Genomic DNA, 25,785 nt, shown 5'->3' on the forward strand with positions numbered 1-25,785 from the left:
CAGGTGGCGGCGCCTGTCAGGGCACAAGAAACGCCACGACCTGCTCCGCCGCCGCCGCCGGGTCTTCCTGCATGAAGCAGTGCCCGCCGGCCACCTGCTGCGCACTCACCTGGCTGTTCAGCCGGGCCAGGCGCTGCACCGAGTGGGGCACGAACGGATAGGTGTGCTCACCATAGAGAATGCGCGTCGGTGTCTGGATAGCCGTCAATTGCTGCCACATGCGCGCAGGGAACGAACTGAAGATTTCCACCTCACGACTGGGCCGGCACTTGAGCACCACGCCTTCGCCACAATCACCGATGGCATGCTCCACATAGGCGTGCAGCGCCGTTTCGCTCCAGCCCTTGAAGATGCCGCGCCCCTGCAGCGCGGCCAGCGCCGCCTGGCGATCCGGCCAGTGGCTGCGGCGGGTCGCGGCCTTACGCGCCAAGGCGTGGCGCCGGTGCAGGCCGACCAGCGCGGCGGCGCCCATCACCCCCAGCATGCGCCGGCTGAACAGCACCGGGTCGAGCAGCACGGCGCGCTGGAACAACGGCGGCTGGCTGGCCAGGATCAGGCCGGTGAGCACCCCGCCGAAGCTATGGCCGACGGCAAAGCAAGGTACGTCGCCATACTCATTACGCCCCGCCTCGAAGGCCTCCACCGCCAGGGCCGCCGTGCGGTTCCAACCAACAAAGTCGCCGCCGTGATCACTGTCGCCATGGCCCTGCACATCGCTCAGCCACAGGTCGAAGTGCTCCGCCAGGCGCAGCAGCATAGGCTGGTAGGCCAGGCAGCAGAAGCCGTTTCCGTGCAGGAAATGCAGCAATGGCCGGCCACTGGGTGGCATGCGCCAGCCACGCAAGGTAAAGCCTTCGGCGCATTCATGGGACCAGGGAATCAACTCCATCTACTGCACTCGCCGCTCTAGGAAAACGACGATTCTACAAACAGCAACGGATAGAGTGAAATCACCAGCAGCACGGCCATCAGGACATTGAACAGCACCACCGCGCGGGGATTGCGCAACAGGTTGCGCAGGGCGCTGCCGAACATCACCCAGACCCCGACGCTGGGCAGGTTGACCAGGCCGAACACGGCGGCGATGACGATCACATTGAACACATAGCCCTGGGCCGGGGTGTAGGTGGTGATCGCCCCCACCGCCATCACCCAGGCCTTGGGGTTGACCCACTGGAACGCCGCCGCGCCCCAGAAGCCCAGTGGCTTGCGGCTGCCGGCGGTGTCACCGGACATCGGCCCGGAGGTGGCGATCTTCCAGGCCAGGTACAGCAGATAGGCGGCGCCGGCATAGCGCAGGATGCTGTACAGCGGCGGCCATGCCTTGAACACCTCGCCCAGCCCCAGGCCCACCGCCAGCACCATCACCATGAAGCCGATGCTGATGCCCAGGGCATGGGGGATGCTGCGGCGTACGCCGAAATTGACCCCCGAGGCCAGCAACATGGTGTTGTTGGGGCCAGGGGTGATGGAGGATACGAAGGCGAACAGCACGAAGGCGCTGAGCAGGTCGAGCGAGGCAAGCATGGCGGCAGTCTTCCAGGTTTCTCGTTATGTGTTGCCACACAGTAACGGAGCCGCGTGGCGACCGACCGGTACAGTTAAGTAAAATTGCATAAATACACTCTACTGAGCTGGTCGTATCGCTTCTGTGCCCCCGGGCCAGTACGATGGCACCAGCCCGTACAAACAAGGAAGCCCGACCATGAGCCTGACCATTCGCCCCGCCGTACGCAGTGACGCCGCGCAAATCCTCGCCTTCATCACAGAGCTGGCCGACTACGAGCGCGCCCGCCACGAAGTGGTGGCCAGCCTCGCCGATATCGAGCACAGCCTGTTCGACGAAGGCAGCACCGTGCGCAGCCTGATCTGCGAACGCGAGGGGGTGGCCATCGGCTTTGCCGTGTACTTCTACAGCTACTCCACCTGGCTGGGGCGCAACGGCATCTACCTCGAAGACCTCTACGTCACCCCACAACAACGCGGTGACGGCGCCGGGCGCACGCTGCTGCGCCACATTGCCCGGGAAGCACTGGCGAACAACTGCGGGCGCCTTGAGTGGAGCGTGCTCGACTGGAACGAGCCGGCGATCGGCTTTTACCAGTCGCTGGGCGCCGAGCCGCAGGATGAATGGATTCGCTATCGCCTGGACGGCGAGCGCCTGCGCCAGTTTGCCGAGGGCTGAAGGATCGTGAATTGACGTGGCTGCACCGGCCTCATCGCTGGCCAACCGGCTCCCCCATCAAGGTCAGCGCGATCGTGGTGGGAGCAACTGTCCTGCGCATTTCCTCTGTAGGAGCGGCCTTGTGCCGCGAAAGGGCTGCGCAGCAGCCCCGGCAATTCCACGTTCACGCTGAAATCCTGGGGCCGCGCTGCGGCCCTCTCCGGTCGGTCCGGCGCCCCGGCAAGGCCGCTCCTACAGGGCTCGTGCAATCCATGTGGGCTGTCGGCGATGAGGCCGGTACAGCCAAAACAAGCACCTGCGACTGCCGAAAAATTTCCCTCGAACCGGTTTGAACATCGCCCCCTTTCCGGCCTCCAACGTTTGATGCCTTGTCATCTTTCGCCAGGAGCCCTGCCATGCTCACTTGCTCCCCCGCAGCGCCATGAAGATGCCCTGCCGCGCCCCCAATGCCTGCCTGCAGCTGGATTACGTCCGCGACACCCTGTTCGGCCCAGTGGCGTCGAGTGTCGAATGCCAGGCGCAACTCGCCGCCCTCACCCTGCAAGGCCGCCCCGCACTGCGCCTGCATATCTGCCCACCGCTGCCGGACAAGGTCGAACGCGCCCACAGCGTGGCGTTTACCTGGGAGGGCCGCAGTTACCACGGTGTAGTCCGCGACCAGGGCAAATGCGGTGACGGCGGCCTGAACCTGCTGCTCGAACTGCAATAAGGCGATCAACGGCGGCGAACTCACCTGAACCCGCCGTGATCTCGACGCCTCCATTGAAAGAGGCTGCGCGCAACTGCGCCCGCCCCTTGGAGGAGAACGCCATGAACAGCCCGCTACTCAAGCTCTTCACCCACCCAAGCGATGCCTGGATCGACATCCGCCGTGCCGAGGAAGACCATCCCCAACAATACTTGCCGCGCCTGCTGCTGCTCGCGCTGATACCTGCCCTGTGCCTGTTGGTCGGCACCACCACGTACGGCTGGAGCCTGGCAGGTGAGGACCGCGTGCGCCTTAGCCTGGTCAGTGCCGCCCAACTGGCCGGGCTGCTGTACGCCACCACCGTGGGTGGGGTGATGCTGATGGGGGTGATGATCCGCTGGATGTCGCGCGGTTTCGATGTGCAGCCCAACCTCAACCAGTGCATCGGCTTCGCCGCCTACTGCGCCACACCCTGGTTTGTCGCCGGGGTGGTCGGCCTGCTGCCGATGCGCTGGCTGGCGTTATTGGCGCTGCTGGCAGCCAGCGCTTACGCGAGCGTGCTGCTGTATGGCGGTTTGCAGACATTTTTGCGCCTGCGCAAAGAGCAGGCCATGCTGTTCGCGACCTGTGTCTGGGGGGTGGGCCTGTTGCTGTTGGTGACCATCCTGGTGGCGATGATCCTGTTCTGGTTCAACGGCCTGATGCCGGAATACGTGCGCCCGGCCAGCCTCGGCTGACCGGGCACCCTGCCCTCAGGCAATGGCCCTGAGCGGCTGCGCTTGCGCGTGGTGGTGCTGCTTGAGTTGCGCCACCAGCGCCACCAGGTCACGGCAACTGTTGAGGCTGGCCACCGACACTTCGGTGGTGAAGCAGTCTCCCAGGTTGTCGCCCGGGCTCAGGCGGATGGTGAGGTGTTCGCCGTCCGGGCAGCTCACCTCGCAGTGATCGGGCAGGCAGCCCTGTTCGATCATTTGCCGCATCTCAAGCATCGAAACGCCTATCAACGACATGGTACGACCCTCTCTATGCTGGATGGCCTGTTGTGTGGTTACGCCGTAAATCGGCGCAGTGCCAATTGATATTGCCCATGCCCTGGGGTTGGTCCATTCGCCCGGGCAATGATGACGCGCAAGATCCCTTAGCACCTTAGTGGAAGAAACCGGCCCAGCAGGCAGGGTTCGATCACTGACGGCAACTTGGCGACGGATGGCAGGCACATGACCGTTCGTCCCCCTTCGTCGGGGTCGGGTAAAACTTTTCCGCGCAAGCGCGGCTCCCACCTTCAGGCATGGACCCGCTTGAACAAAGGAAACCCGATGATCGACGCCAAACTCTACGTGATCGACTACGCACTGCACGGCCAGCACAAGACCTTCATCATCCGTGCCGAGCGCATGGACAATGCCGAGGCCTGGCACTGGGCCAGTTGCGATGCCGGCGTGGGCCGCATCGGCCGCTACGACCGCGAGAAGATCCGCAAGGTCAGCCGGCCCATGGCCGAGCGCTACGGCATCAGCGAGGTGAGCTGGCGCCAATCGGGCCAGTGACCATCAATGACGCCCACAGATGCTGCGCGGCATAGGCGCGCCATGGCCGCCAGGCCGGGGCCCGCCCGGCCAGCAGCGCCTGCGGCCCCTCCAGCAGGCGCAGGGCCTTGAGCAGCGCCACATCGCCTAACGGCAACGCATCCCTGGCCCCCAGCTGGCGCAGCGCCAGGTAGTGGGCACTCCAAGGGCCGATGCCCTTCAGGCTGCACAGGCGAGCCAGCGCCGCGTCCAGGGTTTGCCCGGGGCGCAGCAGGTCCGGCTGTTCAATCAACGCCCTGGCCAGGGTGCCGAGGGTTGCCGCCCGAGCCCGTGGCATACCGAGCCCTTCGAGTTCAGCAGCTGCCACTGCCTCTGCCTGTGGGAACACATGGCTCAGCGGCGCAGCCTCCATCTGCAGCAATGGCCCTAAACGTGCGACCAGGCGCCCCGCCAGGGTCATCGCCCCGGCCACGCTGATCTGCTGGCCGAGCACCGTGCGCATGGCCTGTTCGAATGCATCCCATCCCTGAGGCACACGCAGGCCGGGGCGCGCGGCGAGCAGCCCGGCCATCAGCGCATCGCCGGCCAGCCCGGCGGCAATCTGCGCAGGGCACGCATCCAGGTCGTAGACCCGGCGCAGGCGTGCGATCAGCCCCGGCACCAGCGCCGGCGCTACGTCACGCAGGTATACCTGCAGCCACGGGCCAGCTACCGGGGTCGCTTCCAGCACGCCCTGCCGGCCAGCATGGACAAAGCTGCGCCGGTACACGCCATCGGCGAAGGTTTCGATACCGGGGATGCAGCGTGCAGCCAGGAAGGCCTGGGTCGAGGGCCAGTGATAGGGCGGCTGGTAGCGCAGCCAGAGCAGATGCACGCCGCCCGGGCGCAGGGCGCGGCGGACGGCGTGCAGGGAGGAAAGGCGAGTCATGGGGGCATCATGCGCGTTGCCAGAGGCAATGGCGAGTGCCCGCCGCAGTTACTGCGCCGCTGGCGGCACCACCTCCTCATCCCGCCGATGCGCCCACTGGTACAACGCCGGCAGCACCAGCAAGGTCAGCGCGGTGGACGACAGGATGCCGCCAATCACCACGGTCGCCAGCGGCCGTTGCACCTCGGCGCCAGTGCCGGTGGCCAGGGCCATGGGGATGAACCCCAGCGAGGCCACCAGCGCAGTCATCAGCACCGGGCGCAAGCGGGTCAGTGCACCCTCCTCGACCGCCGCACGCAGCCCTCGGCCCTCTTCGCGCAGGTTGCGGATAAAGGCAATCATCACCAGCCCATTGAGCACCGCCACACCCGACAGCGCGATGAACCCCACCCCCGCCGAGATCGACAGCGGAATATCCCGCAGCCACAGCGCCAGCACACCGCCCGTGAGGGCGAACGGGATACCGGTGAACACCAGCAGGCCGTCCTTGAGGTTGTTGAACATCATCAACAGCAGCGCCATCACCAGCAGCAACGACACCGGCACCACTACCCGCAGGCGCTCGGCGGCCGACTGCAGCTGCTCGAACTGGCCGCCCCAGCGGGTCCAGTAGCCTGGCGGGATCTGCACCTTGTCGATCAGCGCCTGCGACGCCTCCTCGACGAACGAGCCAAGGTCACGCCCGCGCACGTTTGCACTGACCACCACCACCCGCTTGCCGTCCTCGCGGCTGATCTGGTTGGGGCCCAGTTGCAGGTTCAGCGTGGCCACCTGGGACAACGGGATGAAGCCGATCTGCGTGGCGCCGCTGGCGGCACTGGCCGGCACCGGGATCAGCAGGCTGGACAGCCCGTCGACATCGGTACGCAAGGCTTCGGGCAGGCGCACCACCATGTCGAAGCGGCGGTCGCCTTCGTACAAGGTGCCGGCGCTGCGCCCGCCCACGGCGATGGCGATGGCGTCCTGCACGTCGCCCACGTTCAGGCCGTAACGCGCGGCCTTGTCGCGGTCGATGTCGATGGTCAGCACCGGCAGGCCGGTGGTCTGCTCGACCTTCACTTCCGAGGCTCCCGGCACCTGCTGCAGGCCGGCGGCGATCTGCGCGGCGGTGCGGTTGAGCACTTCCATGTCGTCACCGAACACCTTCACCGCAACATCGCTGCGCACCCCGGAGATCAGCTCGTTGAAGCGCAGCTGGATCGGCTGCGACAGCTCGTAGTTGCTGCCCGGCACGCTGGCGGCGGCGCGCTGTACCTCGGCGATCAGCTCATCCCGCGGCTTGCCCGGGTCCTGCCATTGCTCGCGGGGCTTGAGCATCACGTAGGCGTCGGAAATGTTCGGCGGCATCGGGTCGGAGGCGATTTCTGCGGTGCCGGTACGGGCGAACACCCGCTCCACTTCCGGCACCCGCTCGATGATGGTTTTTTCCAGGCGTTGCTGCATGTCCACCGACTGCGACAGGCTGGTGCCCGGCACACGCAGGGCCTGCAGGGCGAAGTCACCCTCGCTGAGGCTGGGGATGAACTCACTGCCCATGCGGTTGGCCAGCACGCCCGACAGCAGCACCAGGGTAGCGGCGCCGGCAAAGGCCAGGTTGCGCCGGCCCAGCACCCAGTCCAGCACCGGGGCGTAACGGCGGCGCGCGGCGCGCATCACCACGCCCTCCTCTTCCTTCACCTTGCCGGTGACGAACAGAGCGATGGCAGCCGGCACGAAGGTCACCGAGAGGATCATCGCCCCCAGCAGCGCCAGCACCACGGTAAAGGCCATGGGGTGGAACATCTTGCCCTCGACCCCGGTCAGGGCAAAGATCGGCAGGTACACCACCATGATGATCAGCTGCCCGTAGATCAGCGGCCGGCGCGCCTCGCGGGCGGCGGCGAACACTTCGTGGAAGCGCTCGGCACGGGTGAGGATGCGGCCATGGCGCTGCTGGGCGTGGGCCAGACGGCGGATGGCGTTCTCGACGATCACCACCGCGCCGTCGACGATGATGCCGAAGTCCAGGGCGCCCAGGCTCATCAGGTTGGCGCTGACCTTGTTGCTGAACATGCCGGTGAAGGTGAACAGCATCGACAGCGGAATCACCATGGCGGTGATCAGCGCTGCGCGGATATTGCCCAGGAACAGGAACAGCACCGCAATGACCAGGATCGCGCCTTCGATCAGGTTCTTCTTCACCGTGGCGATGGCTTTTTCGACCAGGTTGGTGCGGTCGTAAACAGTGACCGCCACCACGCCCTTGGGCAGGCTGCGGTTTATCTCTTCGAGCTTGGCGGCCACGGCCTGGGACACCGTGCGGCTGTTCTCGCCGATCAGCATGAACACCGTACCCAGCACCACCTCGCGGCCGTTCTCGGTGGCCGCGCCCGAGCGCAGCTCCTGGCCCAGGCCCACGTCGGCCACATGGCTGACGCGGATCGGCGTGCCATCGACACTGGAAATGACGATGTTGGCCATGTCCTCGGCCGACGCCACCTGGCCCGGCGCACGGATCAGCAGCTGTTCGCCATTGCGCTCGATGTAGCCGGCGCCGACGTTGGCGTTGTTGCGTTCAAGCGCGGCGATCAGGTCGTTGAGGGTGAGCTTGTAGGCCGCCAGGCGCTTGGGCTCCGGGGCGATCAGGTACTGCTTGGCATGACCGCCGATGCTGTTTACTTCGGCCACGCCCGGCACGTTGCGCAACTGCGGCTTGATGATCCAGTCCTGAATCACCCGCAGGTCGGTGGCGGTATAGGGCGTGCCATCCTCCTTCAGGGCGCCGTCCTTGGATTCCACGGTCCACAGGAAGATCTCGCCCAAACCGGTGGAGATCGGCCCCATGGCCGCCTCGATGCCTTCGGGCAGTTGCTCGCGGGCCACCTACAGGCGCTCGTTGACCAACTGCCGGGCGAAGAAGATATCGGTGCTGTCATCGAAGATCGCCGTCACCTGCGACAGCCCCGAGCGCGACAGCGAGCGGGTCTGCTTGAGGCCCGGCAGGCCGGCCATGGCGGTTTCGATGGCGAAGGTGATGCGCTGCTCGGTTTCCAGCGGGGAATAGCCGGGCGCGGCGGTGTTGATCTGCACCTGGACGTTGGTGATGTCGGGCACCGCGTCGATGGGCAGTTTCTGGTAGCTGTGGATGCCCACGGCGGCCATCAGCACCACGGCGAGCATCACCACCAGGCGTTGCTCGATGGCGAACTGGATCAGGCGTTCGAACATGAAAGGCTTCCCGGTCAGTGGCTGTGTTCGGCCGAGCCTTTGCCCAGCTCGGACTTGAGGACGAAGCTGCCGGCGGCAGCCACCTGGGTACCGGCGGCGAGCCCTTCGTGGATCTCCACCTGGCCGCCATCGCGGCGGCCCGGCTTGACCGGGCGGGCCTCGAAGCCTTCCTCGGTGCGGGCGAACACCACGGTCTGCTCTTCCCAGGTTTGCAGGGCCGCTTCGGGCACCACCACGGCGGCGTCGAAACGCTCGACGGTGACCGCGATGTTGACGAACAGCCCCGGGCGCCAGGCGCCATTGGGGTTGGCCAGGGTGGCGCGCACGGTGGCGGCGCGGTTCTGCTCGCCGAGCAGGCTGCCGACGTAGTTGACCTTGCCCTGCACCTGCGCGCCGAGGTCCGGTGCGCTGACGGTCACGCCACGGCCGCTGACCACCTTGTCCAGGTCGCGCGGGGCCACGGCGAAGGTGGCCCAGACCCGGCTCAGGTCAGACAGGGTGAAGGCGTTGCTGGTCTCGTCCACCACCTCGCCCACGGTCAGGTGCTTTTCCACCACCACCGCATCGAACGGCGCACGCAGCTCATAGCGGTTGCCCTTGCCGGCCGGCGCCACGGCGGCGACCTTCTGGCCGGCGTTGGCGGCGGCGATCTCGGCCTCCTGCAGGGCCTGGCGGGCCTGCAGGTAGTCCTGCTCGGCGCTGATGCGCTCCTGCCACAGCTGTTTTTCACGCTCGAAGGTCAGGCGTGCCAGTTCCAGACGGCGCTGGGCCGCCTGCTGCTCGCTGCGCAGTTCGGAGATCTGCTGGCTGGCGATTACCGCCAGCACCTGGCCGCGCTTGACCGCCTGGCCGAGGTCGGCGTGCACCGACTCGACCACGCCAGGCACCCGGGGCACGACGTGGGCGGTGCGGTCTTCGTCGAAGCGGATCTCGCCGGGGAAGCTGATGGCGGTGCCCAGGGTTTGCGGGCCTGCGGTCACCAGCTGCACGCCGGCGGCCTGGATCTGTTCGGCGGAGAGGTGCAGTTGGCCCTCTTCTTCGGCGTGGTTCTCGCCTTCGGACGCACCATGGCCGTGGCCATCGTCCTTTTCTTCTGCGCTATGGCCGTGGTCGTCTTCGCCATGGTCATCGTGCTGGGCCTGGGCGTTGGAGGCCTGGCCGAGGGTACCGGTCCAGGCCAGGCCGCCGAGGCCGAGGGCGGCCAGGGCTGCGGCGAGGATCGCGAGTTTGCGGGGGTTGGTCATTGTCATTCCTGCTGCAAAGGGTCGTCAGTCAAATCGCCGGGGCCGCTGTGCGGCCCATTCGCCGGCAAGCCGGCTCCCACAGGGTGCGATGCGGATTCTTGTGGGAGCCGGCTTGCCGGCGAATGGGCTGCTCAGCAGCCCCCTTTCACCGCTCTGGCTAAAGTTCGCCGTAGATACGCTCCACCTGCGCCCGGGCATCGGTGGCCTGGGCCAGCGCATCGAGGTACAACCCACGCGCCTCGATCAAGGTGCGCTGGGCATCGAGCACATCGAGAAACGCGAACTTGCCCATCTCGAAGCCGCGGGTCGCGGTGTCCACCGCCTGCTGCGCCGCCGGCAGGATGGTGCGGTCATAGGCCTGCACCTCGCCCATGGCCGTGGCCCACTGGTCGAGGGCGCTGCGGGTATCGCTGCGCAGGCGCAACTCCACGGCGTTGCGCAGGTCGCGGGCCTGGTCGGCGCGGCGCGAGGCAGCCAGCACGTTGCCCTGGTTGCGGTCGAACAGCGGCAGTGGCATCGACAGCCCCACCACATTGACCCGCTCACGGTCCTCACGGCTGTACTGGCTACCGACGCTGACGGTCAGGTCGGGGATGCGCTTGGCCTTCTCCGAGCCCAGGCTGGCCTCGCCACGCTCGATCTGCGCCGCGGCCAGGCGCCAGTCGGCGGTCTGCTCGACCTTGCCCAGCAACTGCTCGGCCTGGGGCGCCGGGCCGGGTGACAGGTTGCTGCCGTCGAGGCTGTCGAAACCTGCCTGGGCGCTGCCGGTCAGCCGCGCCAGGGACTGCCGGGCCACGCTGCGCTCGGTGCGGGCACGACGCACCGCCGCTTCGGCTTGGGCCAACTGCACCTGGGCGCGGGTGGCCTCGACCGGCGACGACTGGCCGGCCTTGACCCGCCCTTGCACCACCCGCAGCCCGCGTTCGGTCAGGGCCTGGGACTGCTGCGCCAGCTCCAGCGCGGTCTGCGCCCGCAGGGCGGCGTGGAAGGCCTGGATCACGTCGGCGCGCAGGCCGTTGCGCTGGCGCTCAAGCTCCAGCTGCGCGACGGTCTGGCCGGCCTGGGCCACGTCGATGCGCGCACCGCGCTTGCCGCCCAGTTCCAGTGGTTGGCTCAGGGTGACGGTGGTGGTGCTGGTGTCGCGGCGGGTGTCCTCGACTTCCCAGGACAGCTCTGGATTGGGGATCAACCCGGCCTGGCGGCGCTCGCCCTCGGCAATGCCGATCTCGCGGCCGGCGGCGGCGAGATCGGGGTTTTCGGCAAAGGCGGCGGCGAGCGCCTGGTCCAGGCTCAGGCCCTGGGCGCTGGCGGGGCCGGCCAGCAACAGGCAGAGCAAGGCGATCTTGCGGGGGATGGGCACGGCTTGGGTCCTCGTCGACGCGCGGCGGAATGCGTTGGCGAGGGACTGTAGGGAGCGCTGGTTATCGGGGCGGTGGCGTCAAGATTACAATTTTGTAATGCGCCAGCGCCGCGTCCGATAATCGCCCATTTTCCAGGCTGGGCATTTGACGAAACTAACCGGGTAGTACAAAACTCATGGCATCCAAAAACAACAAAGCGATACCCCGCCATGACACCCCGAATCCTCGTGCTCAACGGCCCCAACCTGAACCTGCTGGGCACCCGCGAACCGGCCCAGTACGGCCATGAGACCCTCGCCGACCTGGCCAACCTGTGCGCCACCAGCGCCGCCGAACTGGGCCTGGAACTGGAATTTCGCCAGACCAACCACGAAGGCGAACTGCTGGACTGGATCCACGCCGCCCGTGGCCGCTGCCACGGCATCCTGATCAACCCCGCCGCCTGGACCCACACCTCGGTCGCCATCCGCGACGCCCTGGTGGCCAGCGAGCTGCCGGTGATCGAAGTGCACCTGTCCAACGTGCACAAGCGTGAACCGTTCCGCCACCTGTCGTTCGTCTCCAGCATCGCCGTCGGTGTGATCTGCGGCCTCGGCAGCCAAGGCTACAAGATGGGCCTGGCGTACTTCGCCAAGCACTTCAAGGAGCAGCCATGAGCAACCCAGGCATCCTAGCCGGCCTGATCGGCCGTGGCATCCAGGCCTCGCGCACCCCAGCGCTGCACGAGCACGAAGGCGACGCCCAGGCCCTGCGTTACCTGTACCGGCTGATCGACGCCGACCAACTGGGCGTGGACGACAGCGCCCTGCCCCAACTGCTCGATGCGGCCGAGCGCACCGGTTTCACTGGGCTGAACATCACCTTCCCGTTCAAGCAGGCAATCCTGCCCTTGCTCGACGAGCTGTCGGACGAGGCGCGGGGCATTGGCGCGGTGAATACCGTGGTGCTGCGCGACGGCAAGCGAGTCGGCCACAACACCGATTGCCTGGGCTTCGCCGAAGGCCTGCGGCGCGGCCTGCCGGACGTGGCCAGGCGTCAGGTGGTGCAGTTGGGCGCTGGCGGCGCGGGCTCGGCGGTGGCCCACGCGCTGTTGGCCGAAGGGGTCGAGCGGCTGGTGCTGTTCGAAGTGGACAGTGCCCGTGGCCAGGCGCTGGTGGACAACCTCAGCCGGCACTTCGGTGCTGGCCGCGCAGTGCTCGGCAGCGACCTGGCTGGAGCAGTGGCCGAGGCCGATGGCCTGGTCAACACCACGCCGGTGGGCATGACCAAACTACCGGGCATGCCCCTGCCGGCCGCACTGCTGCATGCCCGGTTGTGGGTGGCGGAGATCATCTATTTCCCGCTGGAAACCGAGCTGCTGCGCCACGCCCGGACCCTGGGCTGCCGCACGCTGGATGGCGGCACCATGGCGGTGTTCCAGGCGGTGAAGGCGTTCGAACTGTTCAGCGGGCGCACAGCCGATGCCGAGCGCATGCAGGCGCATTTCGCCAGTTTTGCTTGAGGTAGACGCAGCACCTGTAGGAGCAACTGTCTTGCTCAGATTCTAAAAAGCCTACGCGATCCCTGTGGGAGCGGGCTTGCCCGCGAACACCGGCGCAGCCGGTGCCAGCCAGCGCGATGGCTACTTCGCGGCCACGCCCGCTCCTACACAGAGCCCGTGCCTGCCGGCCAGGATCAAGCCTTGATGTACCGCATCACCGCCTCGCAGATCACCTGCTTGTGGCGCTGCTTGACCAGCTCGTCCGACAGGTCGATCTGAAAGATATCGCCAAAGGTGTGGCGGTTGGACACTCGGTAGAAGCAGAACGAACTCATCAGCATGTGCAGGTCGATCACTTCGATCCCCGGGCGGAACACACCCTGTGCCACGCCCCGGGCGAGGATCTTGCCCAGCGCGTCGAGCACCATGCTGCTCATCTCGCGGATCACCGGCGACTGCTTCACATACTCGCCGTAGTGAATGTTCTCGGTGCACACGATCCGCACGAAATCGACGTTGTTGGCGTGGTGATCGAAGGTGAACTCCACCAGGCGCTGGATCGCCTGCTCAGGCTCCAGCGACTCCAGGTCCAGGCCGTGCTCGGTCTTGCGGATATCGCCGTAAAGCTTGACCAGGCACTCGACGTACAGCTGCTCCTTGCTGCCGAAGTAGTAATAGATCATGCGCTTGGAGGTGGCGGTGCGCTCGGCGATGGCGTCCACCCGCGCGCCGGCCAGGCCCTGCTGGACGAACTCGGTGATGGCGGCCTGGAGGATGTTCTCGCGGGTCTTCTCCGGGTTGTTCTTGCGCGCCTTGCGCACCCCTTCGATTTCAGGCTTGACTACCGAATCACTCATACCGACTCACAGGCTCATTGTAGGAATCCGCTGGATTATCCGTGAGCCGGGCGGCGCAGGGAAGCGCGCTGTTGGTCAGGGGGTCAGGTTTTACTGAACCAAGCTCCTACAACGCGCGATGAGGCCGCTGTATCAAAGCACCGGCTTACGCCCCACCCCGCTACGCGCCTTGGCCATCGCTGCCAGGCGCACCGCCACGTTGGCCGCGCCGTAGCCGGCATACCCGCCTTTGCGTTGCAGGATCTCGAAGAAGAACCGCCCTTCGAACGGCTCGGTATACACGTGGAACAGCTCGCCCCCCTGGGCATCACGGTCATACAGCACGTTGTAGTACGCCAGCTCGCTCAAGAACTCATCGTCGAAATCGAAGCGCGCCGCCAGGTCGTCGTAGTAGTTCAGCGGGATCTCCAGCAACGGCACCCCGGCCTCCTTGGCCCGCGCCACCTCGCGGAAGATGTCGTCGCAGTCGAAGGCGATATGGTGCACGCCCGAGCCACGATAACTGTTGAGCGCATGGGCAATGGCAGTGTTGCGGTTCTCGGAGATGTTCAAAGGCACGCGCAAGGTGCCGCAGTGGCTGCGCAGCGCGCGGCTCTTGACCAGGCCATAGGGGTCGGGCAGCACCACCTCGTCGTCGGCGGTGAAATCGAACACGCTCTTGTAGAACAGCACCCAGCTGTCCAGCGCCTCGGCCGGCAAGGCCAGGGCCATGTGGTCGATACGCTGCAGCCCGCCACTGGCGCTGGTCCCCTCCTCCAGGCGGAAGTCGGTGTCATAGATGCTCAGGCCATCGCCCTCGGGCTCGACCAGGTACAGCAGGCTGCCATCGGGCGCCCGCACCGCCGGGATCTCCCGCTCGTTGGGGCCAACCAGGCCGCGGAACGGCTGGCCGCGGTAGGCGGTGGCGCGGTGCAGCGCCGCCTGGCCGTCCTTCACTCGCAGCGCGGTGGCACACAGCGACGGGCCGTGGGCCTCGAAGAAGTTGTGGGCAAACGAATAGGGCTCGGCGTTGAGCACGATATTGATATCGCCCTGGCGCAGCAGGCGCACAGCCTTGCTGCGGTGTGCACCAGCCTCGGCGAAGCCCAGGCGCTTGAGCCACACGCCCAGGCGCGCGCCGACGGCCTCGTCGACCGCAAACTCAAGAAACTCCACACCGTCGTAGGTGCTGGCGGCGGGCGGGGCAAACAGCACGCCCGGCTCGACGGCCCGTGCCTCGCGCTCCAGCTGCAGGCGGGTCTTCTCTTCCAGGTACAACAGCGAGCGCAGGCCATCGGCGGCATTCTGCCGAGGGGGCGCGGCGCGGAAGCCGTCGTTGAACACCTCCAGCGACAGCGGCCCGCGGTAACCGGTGGCCAGGATCGGCGCGAGGAAACCGGCCAGGTCCATTTCGCCCTGCCCCGGGAAGCAGCGGAAATGCCGGCTCCACTCCAGCACGTCCATGGCCAGGATCGGCGCATCGGCCATCTGCACGAAGAAGATCTTGTCGCCCGGGATATCGCGGATGGCGCTCGGGTCGCCCTTGAGCGACAGGGTGTGGAAGCTGTCGAGGATCACCCCCAACGCCGGGTGGTCGGCCTGGTGCACCAGGTTCCACACCTGCTGGTAGGTGTTGACGTGGCGGCCCCAGGCCAACGCCTCGTAGCCGATGCGCAGGCCACGGTCGCCGGCGTGCTCGGCGAGCAGGCGCAGGTCGTCCACCAGCAACTGTTCATCGCCCAGGGCATCGGGCTGCACGTTGCTGCACACCAGCACCAGGTCGGTGCCCAGCTCCTGCATCAGGTCGAACTTGCGCTCGGCGCGGTCGAGGTTCTTGTGCAGGCGGTCACGGCGGCAGCCCTCGAAGTCACGAAACGGCTGGAACAGGGTGATGGCCAGCCCCAGGTCGGCGCACATCTGGCGGATCTCGCGGGGGCTGCCGGCGTAGTACAGCAGGTCGTTTTCGAAGATCTCGACGCCGTCGAAGCCTGCGGCGGCGATGGCTTCGAGCTTCTCTGGCAGGGTGCCGCTGAGGGACACGGTGGCGATCGAACGCTGCATGGCGGGTGTTCCTTGTTATGTGTGCATGAGTGGAGCCAGGCAAACCGCACGTCATGCTTGGGGCTCAGGATCGCCGGGGCCGCTGTGCGGCCCTTTCGCGACGCAAGGCAGCTCCTACCTCAATCGAGCGGTTCCTGTAGGAGCGGCCTTGGGTCGCGAAAGGGCTGCGCAGCAGCCCCCGGCAATCCGCAGAATCCTGGCACGATCGATTATTCGCAGGTAAAGTCGCCCTCGCAATGCACTTTGTACGAAACAGTTAGTTTTTGTTCGATTACCGAACAAAACCCGTTTCGACGAATTGATTCACCCCGCCCCGTGAACAACCATGAACACCAGTCGCAGGCCCGCCGGCCTTTCTTGCTGCCACGCCGGTCGTTCGGCGGAACCTGCGCTGTACAGCCCAACGTCACCACATAATAAGTTCAATAAAACGGGTACCGACCTATGCACAGCTTCCTCGCCCTGCGACCCGCATCGCCTCGTTCGTCTTCTCTCCATAGCCCCGTTGCCGTGCCCTGCGCGCGCTGACCCCCGGCCCCTGACAAGAACAACGGAGACAACATGGCCCACTCAAGTTCCCAAGCCAAGAAAGCCACCGCCAGCGGGTGGATCGGCTCTGCCCTCGAGTACTACGACTTCTTCATCTATGCCCAGGCCGCGGCGCTGATCTTCCCGCAGATCTTCTTCCCCAACACCGACCCGAAGATGGCCATCATCGCCTCGCTGGCCACCTATGGCGTGGGTTACCTGGCGCGCCCGGTGGGTGCCTTCGTGCTTGGCCACTGGGGCGATACCCGTGGGCGCAAGAACGTGCTGCTGCTGTGCATGTTCCTGATGGGCCTGTCGACCATGGCCGTGGGCCTGCTGCCCACCTACCACGACATCGGCCTGCTCGCCCCGGCGCTGCTGGTGGTGCTGCGCCTGGTGCAGGGCTTCGCCGTGGCCGGCGAGATCTCCGGGGCCAGCTCGATGATCATGGAGCACGCCCCCTTCGGCCGCCGCGGCTACTACGCAAGCTTTACCCTGCAGGGTGTGCAGGCCGGCCAGGTGATGGCGGCGGCGGTGTTCCTGCCACTGGCCTACTTCATGCCCAGCGACGCGTTCAACGAGTGGGGCTGGCGCATCCCGTTCCTGATGAGCGCCGTGGTGCTGATCGCCGGCTTCATCATCCGTAAAGAGGTGCACGAGACCCCGGCCTTCGTCCAGGAAGAGAAACAGGACAAGGTGGCCAAGTCGCCGATCAGCGAAGCCTTCCGCCACAGCTGGAAGCACATGGTGCTGGTGATGTTCATGGCCCTGATGAACGTGATCCCGGTGGTCGCCACCATCTTCGGCGCGGCCTACGCGGTGCAGCCGGCCTACGGCATCGGCTTCGACAAGAGCGTGTACCTGTGGATCCCGGTGGTGGGCAACATCGTCGCGGTGCTGGTGATCCCCTTCGTCGGCAACCTCTCGGACAAGATCGGCCGCCGCCCGACCATGATCGCCGGTTGCCTGGGCTCGGGCCTGCTGGCCTTCGTCTACCTGTACGCGATCAGCATCCAGAACGTGCCGCTGGCGTTCGTCGCCTCGATCGTCATGTGGGGCATGGTCTACCAGGGCTACAACGCGGTGTTCCCAAGCTTCTACCCAGAGCTGTTCCAGACCCGCTACCGCGTCTCGGCCATGGCCATCGCGCAGAACATCGGCACCATGCTCACCGCCATGCTGCCAGCGCTGTTCGCCATGGTGGCGCCACCGGGTTCGGACAACATCCCGCTGGTGGTCGGTGGCCTGGCGTTCTTCATCACCTGCGTGTGCGCCTTTGCCGCGTACCTGGCGCCAGAGACGCACCGCCTGGCCATGGAAGACCTGGGCAACCCCCAGGCCCAACCCATGGCGCGCGAAGCCTATGAGGCCAGCCGCAAGGGCAGTTTGAAGGCATTCACCCACTAGCAACCAAGGGCCGCTCAGCGGCCCTTTCGCTACCTGGCACATGCTCTTTTGGAAGACACGCCACTCACCAAAACGGGTGATTTCGGCGATTGCGCGGGTGTGGGAGCATTTCTCCAACCCCAGGGCCCAGGACCGGCGCCCGTTCAAGCAGAGGACCTGCCCCCGATTGCATCCCCCTTGCGCGACTTCCAAGAAAGAGAAAAAGCCATGAATGCTCCCTTCGCACCGCAACGCCAGACCCAGGACTACCAGCAGGCCGACGCCGCCCACCACATCCATGCGTTCCTGGATCAGAAGGCCCTGAACGCCGAGGGGCCACGGGTGATGGTGCGCGGCGAGCGCCTGAACCTGTGGGACAACGACGGCAACCGCTACCTCGATGGCATGTCCGGCCTGTGGTGCACCCAGCTCGGCTATGGCCGTCGCGACCTGACCGCCGCCGCCGCCGCGCAGATGGACCAGCTGGCCTACTACAACATGTTCTTCCACACCACCCACCCGGCGGTGATCGAACTGTCCGAGCTGCTGTTCAGCCTGCTACCAGGCCACTACAGCCACGCCATCTACACCAACTCCGGCTCCGAGGCCAACGAGGTGCTGATTCGCACCGTGCGCCGCTACTGGCAAGTGGTCGGCCAGCCGCAGAAAAAGATCATGATCGGCCGCTGGAACGGCTACCACGGCTCCACCCTGGCGGCCACCGCCCTGGGCGGCATGAAGTTCATGCACGAGATGGGCGGCATGATCCCCGACATCGCCCACATCGACGAGCCGTACTTCTACGCCGCCGGCGGCGAGCTGACCCCGGCCGAGTTCGGCAAGCGCTGCGCCCTGCAACTGGAAGAGAAGATCCTCGAACTGGGCGCCGAGAACGTCGCCGGCTTCATCGCCGAACCCTTCCAGGGCGCTGGCGGCATGATCTTCCCGCCCGAGAGCTACTGGCCCGAAATCCAGCGCATCTGCCGCCAGTACGACGTGCTGCTGTGCGCCGATGAAGTCATCGGCGGCTTCGGTCGCACCGGCGAATGGTTCGCCCACGAGTACTTCGGTTTCCAGCCCGACACCCTGTCCATCGCCAAGGGCCTGACCAGCGGCTACGTGCCCATGGGCGGCCTGGTGCTGAGCAAGCGCATCGCCGAGGCCTTGGTGGAGCGCGGCGGCGTGTTTGCCCACGGCCTGACCTACTCCGGCCACCCGGTGGCTGCCGCGGTGGCGGTGGCCAACCTCAAGGCCCTGCGCGACGAGGGCGTGGTGCGCACGGTGAAGGACGACACCGGCCCCTACCTGCAGCAGCTGCTGCGCGAAGCCTTCACCGATCACCCGCTGATCGGCGACATCCAGGGCACCGGCCTGCTGGGCGCCCTGCAGTTCGCCGAGGACAAGGCCACCCGCAAGCGCTTCGCCAACGAAAACGACCTGGCCTGGCAGTGCCGCACCTTCGGCTTCGAAGAAGGCGTGATCATCCGCTCCACCCTCGGCCGCATGATCATGGCCCCAGCGCTGATCGCCACCCGCGCCGAACTCGACGAGCTGGTCGAGAAGACCCGCATCGCCGTCGACCGCACCGCCCGCCTGGTCGGCAAGCTCTGACCTGAACTCGCCGCCCACCCCCAACCAGGGTGGGCGGCTTGCGTGCACGGCCCCGGCCGCCCCCGCCTCACATAAAGCTCTCCAGACGGTACGCGCCCTGCGCGTATCGCGGCGTCCTGTCGTCAATTTCCAGGAGTTCGCAATGCATACAACAACAAATACAGCTGACACTCATTCCCAGCATTCTCCGTCGCAGGCCAGCGCAAGCGGCCGCTTCCGGCAGTCCATGGGCCTGACCGCGCTGGTGCTGTTCGGCCTGGCGTACATGGTGCCGCTGGCGGTGTTCACCACCTACGGCCTGGTCACCCAGATGACCAAGGGCCACCTGCCCACCGCCTACCTGCTGACCCTGGCCGCCATGCTGCTGACCGCCTACAGCTACGGGCGCATGGTCCAGGCCCACCCGTTTTCCGGCTCGGTGTACACCTATACCCGCAAAGCCTTCGGCAGCTACTTCGGCTTCATGGCCGGCTGGACCCTGCTGCTCGACTATATCTTCCTGCCGCTGCTCAGCTACCTGCTGATCGGCATCTACATGGCCGAGTACTTCCCCGCCGTGCACGCCTGGGTGTGGGTGCTCGGCTCCATCGCCCTGGTGACCTTCCTCAACCTGATCGGCATCGAGTCCATCACCCGGGTCAACTGCGTGCTGGTGGTGGCCCAACTGGTGTTCATCGTGGTCTTCGTCGGCCTGTCGATCCACAACCTGGGCAGCCAGGCCGAGCCGGTTTCACTGCTCAAGCCGTTCCACCACGAAGGCTTCGACATGCCGCTGATCATGACCGGCGCGGCCGTGCTGTGCCTGTCGTTCCTGGGCTTCGATGCGGTATCGACCATGGCCGAGGAAACCGCCAACCCCAAGTTCCGCATCCCGCTTGCGATCATGGCGGTGACCCTGTTCGGCGGCCTGCTGTTCCTGATCGTGTCGTGGTGCGCGCAGATGGTGTTCCCCGAGTGGGCCATCTTCAAAGACCCGGACTCCGCCTCGCTGGACGTGATGCGCCGTGTCGGCGGCGAGCTGATGGTCACCGCCTTCACCGCCACCTACGTGGCCGGCTGCTTCGCCTCGGCGATGGTGTCCCAGGCCAGCGTGTCGCGGGTGCTGTTCGCCATGGGCCGCGACGGCGCGCTGCCGAAAGTGTTTGGTCGCCTGGTGACCAAGAAGCGCGTACCCGCCACCGCGATCATGCTGGTCAGCGTGCTATCGCTGATCGCCCTGTTCATCACGCTCGACACTGTCGCCAACATGATCAGCTTCGGTGCGCTGTTTGCCTTCTCGGCGGTGAACCTGGCGGTGGTCAAGCACTACCTGGTGGACCAGAAACTGCGCGGCGGCCGCAACTGGCTGCTGTATGGCGCGATTCCGGCGCTGGGGTTTTTGACCACCATCTGGTTGTGGACCAGCCTGTCGAGCATGTCGTTCATGATCGGCTTGAGCTGGATGGCGTTGGGGTTCCTGTGCTTGCTGGGGATTACCAAGGCGTTCCGGGTCAAGTTGCCGGCTTTGCAGATGGCGGAGTGAGGCAGGCTTTTCCCTGGATACTGGCTTGCGACCACCGCCTGCCTTTGGCCAGCGCGGCTTGAGCAGCGTCATCAGCCAACTATCAGCTACATCTGGCACCCTGTCGGACCGCTTGGATTACCTCAGCAAAGGTCTTCTGGCCTGTGCTCATGTGATCCGAACGGTCCAAGGGTCCACCATGACGTTGTGAGACCGAGCACCTGAGTGCCGTTTTCTGGGACGAGCTCTTATTCTCTTGTTCGTAACGGCTGTTGTGTTGTTGTTTTAAGACTTGCTCTTTGCGATGTAATCAACCACTTTTTGAACGGTCGTTAATTTTTCAGCGTCTTCGTCAGCAATCTCTAACTCGAACGCCTCTTCCAACTCCATGATCAGTTCAACGCTATCGAGGGAGTCCGCCCCCAGATCGTCGACAAAACTTGATTCATTTTTAACCTGGTCCGCAGCCACACCCAGCTGGCTCACAACTATACTCTTCACCCGTTGCTCGATATTACCACTCATACTCATACCCTCATGCCTTCTTACTGAGCCATGACTCGGGAACCTAAGGTTTCAGCTTAGAACCAAGGCTCTCGCCGGGAGCCATAATGCCCATCGCCTGAATCAAATCATTGACGGCATGCAACACACCGATATCTTCCAAGTTCGCCTTGCCGTTCAGGATTCGCCGCAAACAGGAATAAATCCTCAACTCCCCAAATGCGGCATCATCATGTGTTACCCGTTCATTCAGGATGATGTTGGCCTTTTCATCGATTTTCACCTGTACAAACTTTTCAAGTTCAGCCTTTGTCATGGTCGTGCTCCTGTGTGAGCTGTGCCGTCGACCTTGAGCGTACTGAGTGCACGGCTTCACTGACTACTGTCAAAAATGACAGGTAGCCAGATCCATTCATGATGATTCCTTGTTACTTATGCACTGCTGCTCTAAGCAAACGCCGAGCAAGTTGTCGTTAGTGGGCATGGCGTCAGCGGCGGCACTGCGGGCGTACCAGCTACCCGCCGCTCAACCCACCTCTGCCCCAAGCCGCCGATCCGCCTCCACCAACTGCTGCTGGCGCAACGTCGTCACCCGATGATCCCGCGCCAGCCAGGCATAGACCGCAGGCAGCACAAACAAGGTGAGCAAAGTACCAACCAGCATGCCGCAGACGATCACCACCCCCAACCCAAAGCGACTGTTGGCCCCCGCCCCGCTGGCGAACAGCAGCGGGATCACCCCAAAGGTCATCGCGGCCGTGGTCATCAGCACCGGCCGCAGGCGGATCTTCGCGGCATGCAGGATGGCCGACGCGCGGTCGAGGTTGTCCCGCACCTGGATCTCGTTGGCAAACTCCACCATCAAGATGCCGTGCTTGCTGATCAGGCCGATCAGCGTCACCAGGCCAATCTGGGTATAGATGTTGAGCGTGGCCCAGCCCAGCGCCAGGGGCAGCAGCGCCCCGCAGATCGACAGCGGCACGGTCACCAGGATGATCAGCGGGTCCACCAGGCTCTCGTACTGCGCGGCGAGCACCAGATAGATCACCACCAGGGCCGCAAGAAACGCCCCCATCAAGGCGAAGCCTTCCTGCACATACTGGCGTGACTCCGACTGCCAGTCGTGGCTGAAGCCCGGCGGCAGCTCGCCGGCCAGCTGTTCGAGAAACGCCACCGCGTTGCCCATCGAGACACCCGGCGCGGGGATCGCCTGCAGGGTGCTGGCGTTCTGCTGATCGAACTGCAGCAGACGGTTCGGCGCGACGTCGATGTCCAGCCTCACCACAGTGGACAGCGGCACCAGGCTGCCGCCTTCGGCACGCACGTATTGCCGGTTCAGCGCCGCGGGCGTCAAGCGTTGGTCCTGCACACTCTGCGCGATCACATCGTAGGAGCGCCCGAGCAAGGCAAAGCGGTTGAGGTACTGCTCACCCACCAGCACGCCCAGCGACTCGCCGATGTCCTGCATGCGGATGCCCAGGCTGGCAGCCTTGGCCCGGTCGATGCTCACCTTGACCACCGGGTTGTTGTAGTCGAGGTCGCTGTCCACCACGCTGAACAGGCCGCTGTCCCGGGCCCGCTGCTTGAAGGTTTCCATGGTCTGGTACAGCACCGGGTAGTCCTGCGCGCTGCGCATGACCATCTGCACCGGTAATCCACCGCTGGAGCCCGGCAGCGACGCCACCTGAAACACGAAGATACTGCTGCCCTCGATGTCCGCGACAGCCTGCTGCAACTGCGCCTGCACTTGCGCGGCAGAGCGCTCGCGCGCCTCCCAGGCACTGAGGTTGATGCCGCCAAAGCTCGCCGCCGGGCCATCGGTGCCATTGATGATCCAGGTATCGGTGGTTTCCGCCATCGACTTCATCACCTGGTCGAGCTTGAGGGCAAAGCGCTCGACATAGTCCAGGCTCGCATGTTGCGGTGACTTGATGGCCGTCAGCACCGCCGCCTGGTCCTCCGGCGGGGCCAACTCGCGCTGTGGCAGCAGGTACAGCCAGGGCAGGCTCAGGCACAGCAGCAGCGCCACCCCACCGCCGATCCAGCGCCGCGCCAGGGTGAACGCCAGCACCCGCGCGTAGGCCCCGGTCAGTACCCCGAAAAACCGGTCGGCCCGGTTCGCGCCCGCCCCGTGCTGGCGGGCGGGTTGCAACAGCAGCGAGCTCATCACCGGCGACAGGGTCAGCGCCACCACGCCGGACACCATCACCGCCCCGGCCAGGGTCAGGGCAAACTCGCGGAACAGTGTGCCGGTCAACCCGCCCATCATCCCGATCGGCGCATACACGGCCGCCAGGGTCAGGGTCATGGCGATCACGGGACCTGCGATCTCCCGCGCACCGGCCAGGGCCGCGGCAACCGGCGTCTGGCCTTCTTCGATATGCCGATGCACGTTTTCCACCACCACGATCGCATCGTCCACCACCAGGCCGATGGCCAGGACCATCGCCAACAAGGTCAGCAGGTTCAGGCTGAAGCCGAACAACAGCATCAGCCCCGCCGCCCCGAGCATCGACAGCGGGATGGCCACCACCGCGATCACCACGCTGCGCAGCGAACCCAGGCACAACCAGATCACCAGCACGACGATCAACATGGCCTCGACCAGCGTGCGCAGCACCTCGTCAATCGAGGCGTCGATAAAGCGCGCGGTCTCATAGGCCAGCGCCACCGTCACGCCAGGCGGCAGGGTTTGCTGGATCTGCGGCAGCAACTGGCGGATGCCTTCGACGATCACCAGCGGGTTGCCCGACGGCGTGGGGAACAAGCCCAGGTGCACCGCCGGCTTGCCGTCCATGGTCGCGCTGGTCTGGGTGGCCGCCGCGTCCAGTTCGACAGTGCCCACATCCCGCAGGCGCACCAGGTCCGTGCCATCGTTGCGGATGACCAGGTCACGGAAACCCTCGACCCGGGTCAGGTCGGTATCGACCTGGATATCGGCCAGCACGTACTGCCCGCGCACCTGCCCCGGCGTCGCCTGGTAGTTGTTGGCGCGCACCGCCTGCGCCACATCGGCGGCCGTCACCCCACGCCCGGCCATCCGCTCGCTGTCCAGCCACAGGCGCATGGCCAGGCGTCGCCCGCCGAAGGACTGCACCTTGGCCACGCCGTCGATGCCCGAGAACTGCGGCTCGACCACCCGCGCCAGGTAGTCGCTCAGCTCGGGGATCGACAGGCTGTCGCTGGCAAAGCCCACATAGGCCACCGCCGTCGAATCGCCCGCCGACAGCTCCACCACCGGGTCATAGGCCTTTTCCGGCAAGCGGTAGCGCACCTGGTTGACCTTGGCCATGGTCTCGGCCAGCGCCTGGGCCGGGTCACGGTTGAGCACCATGCGCAGGGTGATCAGGCTGCGCCCCTGCTGGGACGACGAGGTCATGTAGTCGACGCCCTCTACCGACGAGGCCGCCTGGGTGATCGGCTGGGTGACAAAGCCCTGCATCAGCTCGGCGGAAGCGCCGGGGTATTCGGTGCTGATGGAGATGGTCGAACTGGCCAGCAGCGGGTACTGGCGGATCGGCAGCTTGCCCATGGCAAACAGCCCCATCAGGATAATCAGGCTGCTGACCACCAGCGCCAGCACCGGGCGGCGCACGAAGAGATCGGTGAACCTCACGATTGCCGGCTCCCGTCCACGCCCTGCAGGCTGTCCTGGGCCACCGGCTCGACCTGCATGCCGTCGCCCAGTTTCAACTGGCCGGAGACCACCACCCGGTCCCCTGGCGCGAGGCCAGAGAGGATCTCCACGCGGCCCTGCCAGCGCTCGCCGGTGGTGACCCGCACCCGGTTGACACGGGTGCCGTGCACCGGGTCCTGGGTGGCGATGAACACCGTCTGCCCGTAGGCGGTGTAGGTAATCGCGGTTTCCGGCACGGCCAGCACCCTCGACGGCTGCGCCGCCTCCAGGCGCACGCCGCTGTACATGCCCGGCTGTAACTGCCCGTCCGGGTTGGCCAGGGTGGCCTGCACCTGGGCCTGGCGCGCCTTGCTGACCACGGGGTCGACAGCGACCACCCGCGCCTGGAAATCACGCCCCGGCACGGCATCCACGCTCAGTGTCAGCAGTTGCCCGACGCGCACGCCAGGCGTGGCCTCCTCGCCCAGCGAGAAGTTGACCTGCAGCTGACGGGCATCCGCCAGGCTGGCGATGGTCTCGCCGGGCCCCAGGTACTGGCCCTGATGCACCCGGCGAATGCCGATCCTGCCGGCGAAGGGTGCGCGTATGGCTTTCTGCGCGATCAGCGCTTCGACATGCTGCAGCTCGCCGCTGGCCACATCCACCGCGGTCGCCGCGTTGTCGAACAACTCCTGGGAGACCGCATTCATCACCCGCAGCTTGCGCGCCCGCTGCAGCACCACTTCGGCATTGCGCAGCTTGGCACGCAACTGCAGGCGCAGGGCCTGCTCCGGGGCATCGTTGAGTTGCACCAGCAACTGCCCGGCGCTGACTGCCTGCCCGGACTCGAAGGCGATGCGCGTGACGCGCCCCGCCGCCTCCGCCGCCACCTGCACCTGATTGACCGCCTCCAGCTCCCCCGAGGCAAAACGCTGGCGCGCCAGCTCGACCTGCTCGGCCGTGGCCAGGGCAACCTTGGTCGCAGGCCAAGCCGCCACAGACTGGGCCGCCGAACCGCTGCGCGTGAGGGTGTATGCACCGGCCAGCACGCAGGCCACCACAGCCCAGGCCAATAGGGTCCTCTTGTTCATCCATGGCTCCGATCATCAGGGGAAACGATTGC

The 25,785-nt window shown here is 65.8% G+C and carries 21 protein-coding genes and 1 pseudogene; 9 read left to right on the forward strand and 13 right to left on the reverse strand.

Features of this window, described 5'->3' with window-relative positions; all coding sequences use genetic code 11:
- Positions 1-16: 16 nt before the first annotated feature.
- Both L6D77_RS22350 and L6D77_RS22355 read right to left on the reverse strand, forming a co-directional pair.
- On the reverse strand, positions 17-889 hold the full coding sequence (locus tag L6D77_RS22350) for an alpha/beta fold hydrolase (RefSeq protein WP_232883514.1): 873 nt from the start codon (positions 887-889) through the stop codon (positions 17-19).
- A gap of 17 nt (positions 890-906) precedes the next feature.
- A complete protein-coding gene (locus tag L6D77_RS22355) occupies positions 907-1,527 on the reverse strand; it encodes a LysE family translocator (RefSeq protein ID WP_110996246.1) in 621 nt (206 codons plus the stop codon).
- Between the two features lie 178 nt (positions 1,528-1,705).
- Between L6D77_RS22355 and L6D77_RS22360 the strand changes: the two genes are divergently transcribed.
- The 3 genes from L6D77_RS22360 (at position 1,706) to L6D77_RS22370 (ending at position 3,610) form a co-directional block, all read left to right on the forward strand.
- On the forward strand, positions 1,706-2,185 hold the full coding sequence (locus L6D77_RS22360) for a GNAT family N-acetyltransferase (RefSeq protein ID WP_232883515.1): 480 nt from the start codon (positions 1,706-1,708) through the stop codon (positions 2,183-2,185).
- A 421-nt stretch (positions 2,186-2,606) separates the two neighbouring features.
- Positions 2,607-2,894 (forward strand): hypothetical protein, encoded by a 288-nt coding sequence (locus L6D77_RS22365; protein WP_232883516.1) that lies wholly within the window; start codon positions 2,607-2,609, stop codon positions 2,892-2,894.
- A gap of 101 nt (positions 2,895-2,995) precedes the next feature.
- Positions 2,996-3,610, forward strand: coding sequence for a Yip1 family protein (locus L6D77_RS22370; RefSeq protein WP_232883517.1), 615 nt, complete (start codon positions 2,996-2,998; stop codon positions 3,608-3,610).
- Between the two features lie 15 nt (positions 3,611-3,625).
- Here the strand turns inward: L6D77_RS22370 and L6D77_RS22375 are convergent, their stop codons facing one another.
- Positions 3,626-3,883, reverse strand: a complete 258-nt coding sequence (locus L6D77_RS22375; protein ID WP_232883518.1) for a DUF1652 domain-containing protein — start codon at positions 3,881-3,883, stop codon at positions 3,626-3,628.
- A 306-nt stretch (positions 3,884-4,189) separates the two neighbouring features.
- Between L6D77_RS22375 and L6D77_RS22380 the strand changes: the two genes are divergently transcribed.
- Positions 4,190-4,420, forward strand: a complete 231-nt coding sequence (locus L6D77_RS22380) for a DUF6555 family protein (protein ID WP_110995934.1) — start codon at positions 4,190-4,192, stop codon at positions 4,418-4,420.
- Here the strand turns inward: L6D77_RS22380 and L6D77_RS22385 are convergent.
- From L6D77_RS22385 to L6D77_RS22400, 4 genes and pseudogenes are all read right to left on the reverse strand, one after another.
- Positions 4,386-5,327, reverse strand: a complete 942-nt coding sequence (locus L6D77_RS22385) for a DNA-3-methyladenine glycosylase family protein (RefSeq protein ID WP_232883519.1) — start codon at positions 5,325-5,327, stop codon at positions 4,386-4,388. The genes L6D77_RS22380 and L6D77_RS22385 overlap by 35 nt on opposite strands.
- 48 nt (positions 5,328-5,375) lie before the next feature.
- Positions 5,376-8,534, reverse strand: a pseudogene (locus L6D77_RS22390) (efflux RND transporter permease subunit).
- A gap of 14 nt (positions 8,535-8,548) precedes the next feature.
- A complete protein-coding gene (locus L6D77_RS22395; protein WP_232883520.1) occupies positions 8,549-9,778 on the reverse strand; it encodes an efflux RND transporter periplasmic adaptor subunit in 1,230 nt (409 codons plus the stop codon).
- Between the two features lie 157 nt (positions 9,779-9,935).
- On the reverse strand, positions 9,936-11,138 hold the full coding sequence (locus tag L6D77_RS22400) for a TolC family protein (protein ID WP_236170172.1): 1,203 nt from the start codon (positions 11,136-11,138) through the stop codon (positions 9,936-9,938).
- Between the two features lie 210 nt (positions 11,139-11,348).
- Here L6D77_RS22400 and aroQ point away from each other — a divergent pair, with 210 nt between their 5' ends.
- The gene (gene aroQ / locus L6D77_RS22405; RefSeq protein WP_232883523.1) at positions 11,349-11,795 is read left to right on the forward strand and encodes a type II 3-dehydroquinate dehydratase; all 447 of its coding nucleotides are present in this window, start codon (positions 11,349-11,351) and stop codon (positions 11,793-11,795) included.
- The gene (locus tag L6D77_RS22410; RefSeq protein WP_232883525.1) at positions 11,792-12,640 is read left to right on the forward strand and encodes a shikimate dehydrogenase; all 849 of its coding nucleotides are present in this window, start codon (positions 11,792-11,794) and stop codon (positions 12,638-12,640) included. Before aroQ ends, L6D77_RS22410 begins: the two co-directional genes overlap by 4 nt.
- 173 nt (positions 12,641-12,813) lie before the next feature.
- Here L6D77_RS22410 and L6D77_RS22415 read toward each other — a convergent pair whose 3' ends face one another.
- Positions 12,814-13,476: a TetR/AcrR family transcriptional regulator gene (locus L6D77_RS22415; protein WP_232883527.1), complete on the reverse strand. Its 663-nt coding sequence runs from the start codon at positions 13,474-13,476 to the stop codon at positions 12,814-12,816.
- Positions 13,477-13,608: 132 nt separating this feature from the next.
- Entirely contained in the window at positions 13,609-15,516 is a 1,908-nt protein-coding gene (quiC, locus tag L6D77_RS22420; protein WP_232883528.1) for a 3-dehydroshikimate dehydratase QuiC, read from the reverse strand.
- 561 nt (positions 15,517-16,077) lie between these two features.
- On the opposite strand from quiC, the gene L6D77_RS22425 reads away from it, so the two are divergent.
- From L6D77_RS22425 to L6D77_RS22435, 3 genes are all read left to right on the forward strand, one after another.
- The gene (locus L6D77_RS22425; protein WP_232883530.1) at positions 16,078-17,451 is read left to right on the forward strand and encodes an MFS transporter; all 1,374 of its coding nucleotides are present in this window, start codon (positions 16,078-16,080) and stop codon (positions 17,449-17,451) included.
- A gap of 207 nt (positions 17,452-17,658) precedes the next feature.
- On the forward strand, positions 17,659-19,041 hold the full coding sequence (locus L6D77_RS22430; RefSeq protein ID WP_232883531.1) for an aspartate aminotransferase family protein: 1,383 nt from the start codon (positions 17,659-17,661) through the stop codon (positions 19,039-19,041).
- A 142-nt stretch (positions 19,042-19,183) separates the two neighbouring features.
- On the forward strand, positions 19,184-20,563 hold the full coding sequence (locus L6D77_RS22435) for an APC family permease (RefSeq protein ID WP_232883533.1): 1,380 nt from the start codon (positions 19,184-19,186) through the stop codon (positions 20,561-20,563).
- Between the two features lie 264 nt (positions 20,564-20,827).
- On the opposite strand, the gene acpP is transcribed toward L6D77_RS22435, so the two are convergent.
- The 4 genes from acpP to L6D77_RS22455 form a co-directional block, all read right to left on the reverse strand.
- Positions 20,828-21,067: an acyl carrier protein gene (gene acpP / locus L6D77_RS22440; protein ID WP_232883535.1), complete on the reverse strand. Its 240-nt coding sequence runs from the start codon at positions 21,065-21,067 to the stop codon at positions 20,828-20,830.
- Positions 21,068-21,110: 43 nt separating this feature from the next.
- Complete coding sequence (locus L6D77_RS22445; RefSeq protein WP_232883536.1) at positions 21,111-21,362, reverse strand: hypothetical protein; 252 nt, start codon at positions 21,360-21,362, stop codon at positions 21,111-21,113.
- Between the two features lie 210 nt (positions 21,363-21,572).
- Positions 21,573-24,662 carry a MexW/MexI family multidrug efflux RND transporter permease subunit gene (locus L6D77_RS22450; protein ID WP_232883537.1) on the reverse strand — a complete coding sequence of 1,030 codons (3,090 nt, stop codon included), beginning with the start codon at positions 24,660-24,662 and terminating at the stop codon, positions 21,573-21,575.
- The gene (locus L6D77_RS22455; protein ID WP_232883538.1) at positions 24,659-25,753 is read right to left on the reverse strand and encodes an efflux RND transporter periplasmic adaptor subunit; all 1,095 of its coding nucleotides are present in this window, start codon (positions 25,751-25,753) and stop codon (positions 24,659-24,661) included. The genes L6D77_RS22450 and L6D77_RS22455 overlap by 4 nt, the downstream gene beginning before the upstream one ends.
- Positions 25,754-25,785: the final 32 nt, after the last annotated feature.

The sequence above is a fragment of the Pseudomonas parasichuanensis genome (genome assembly GCF_021601385.1).
Taxonomy (GTDB): domain Bacteria; phylum Pseudomonadota; class Gammaproteobacteria; order Pseudomonadales; family Pseudomonadaceae; genus Aquipseudomonas; species Aquipseudomonas parasichuanensis.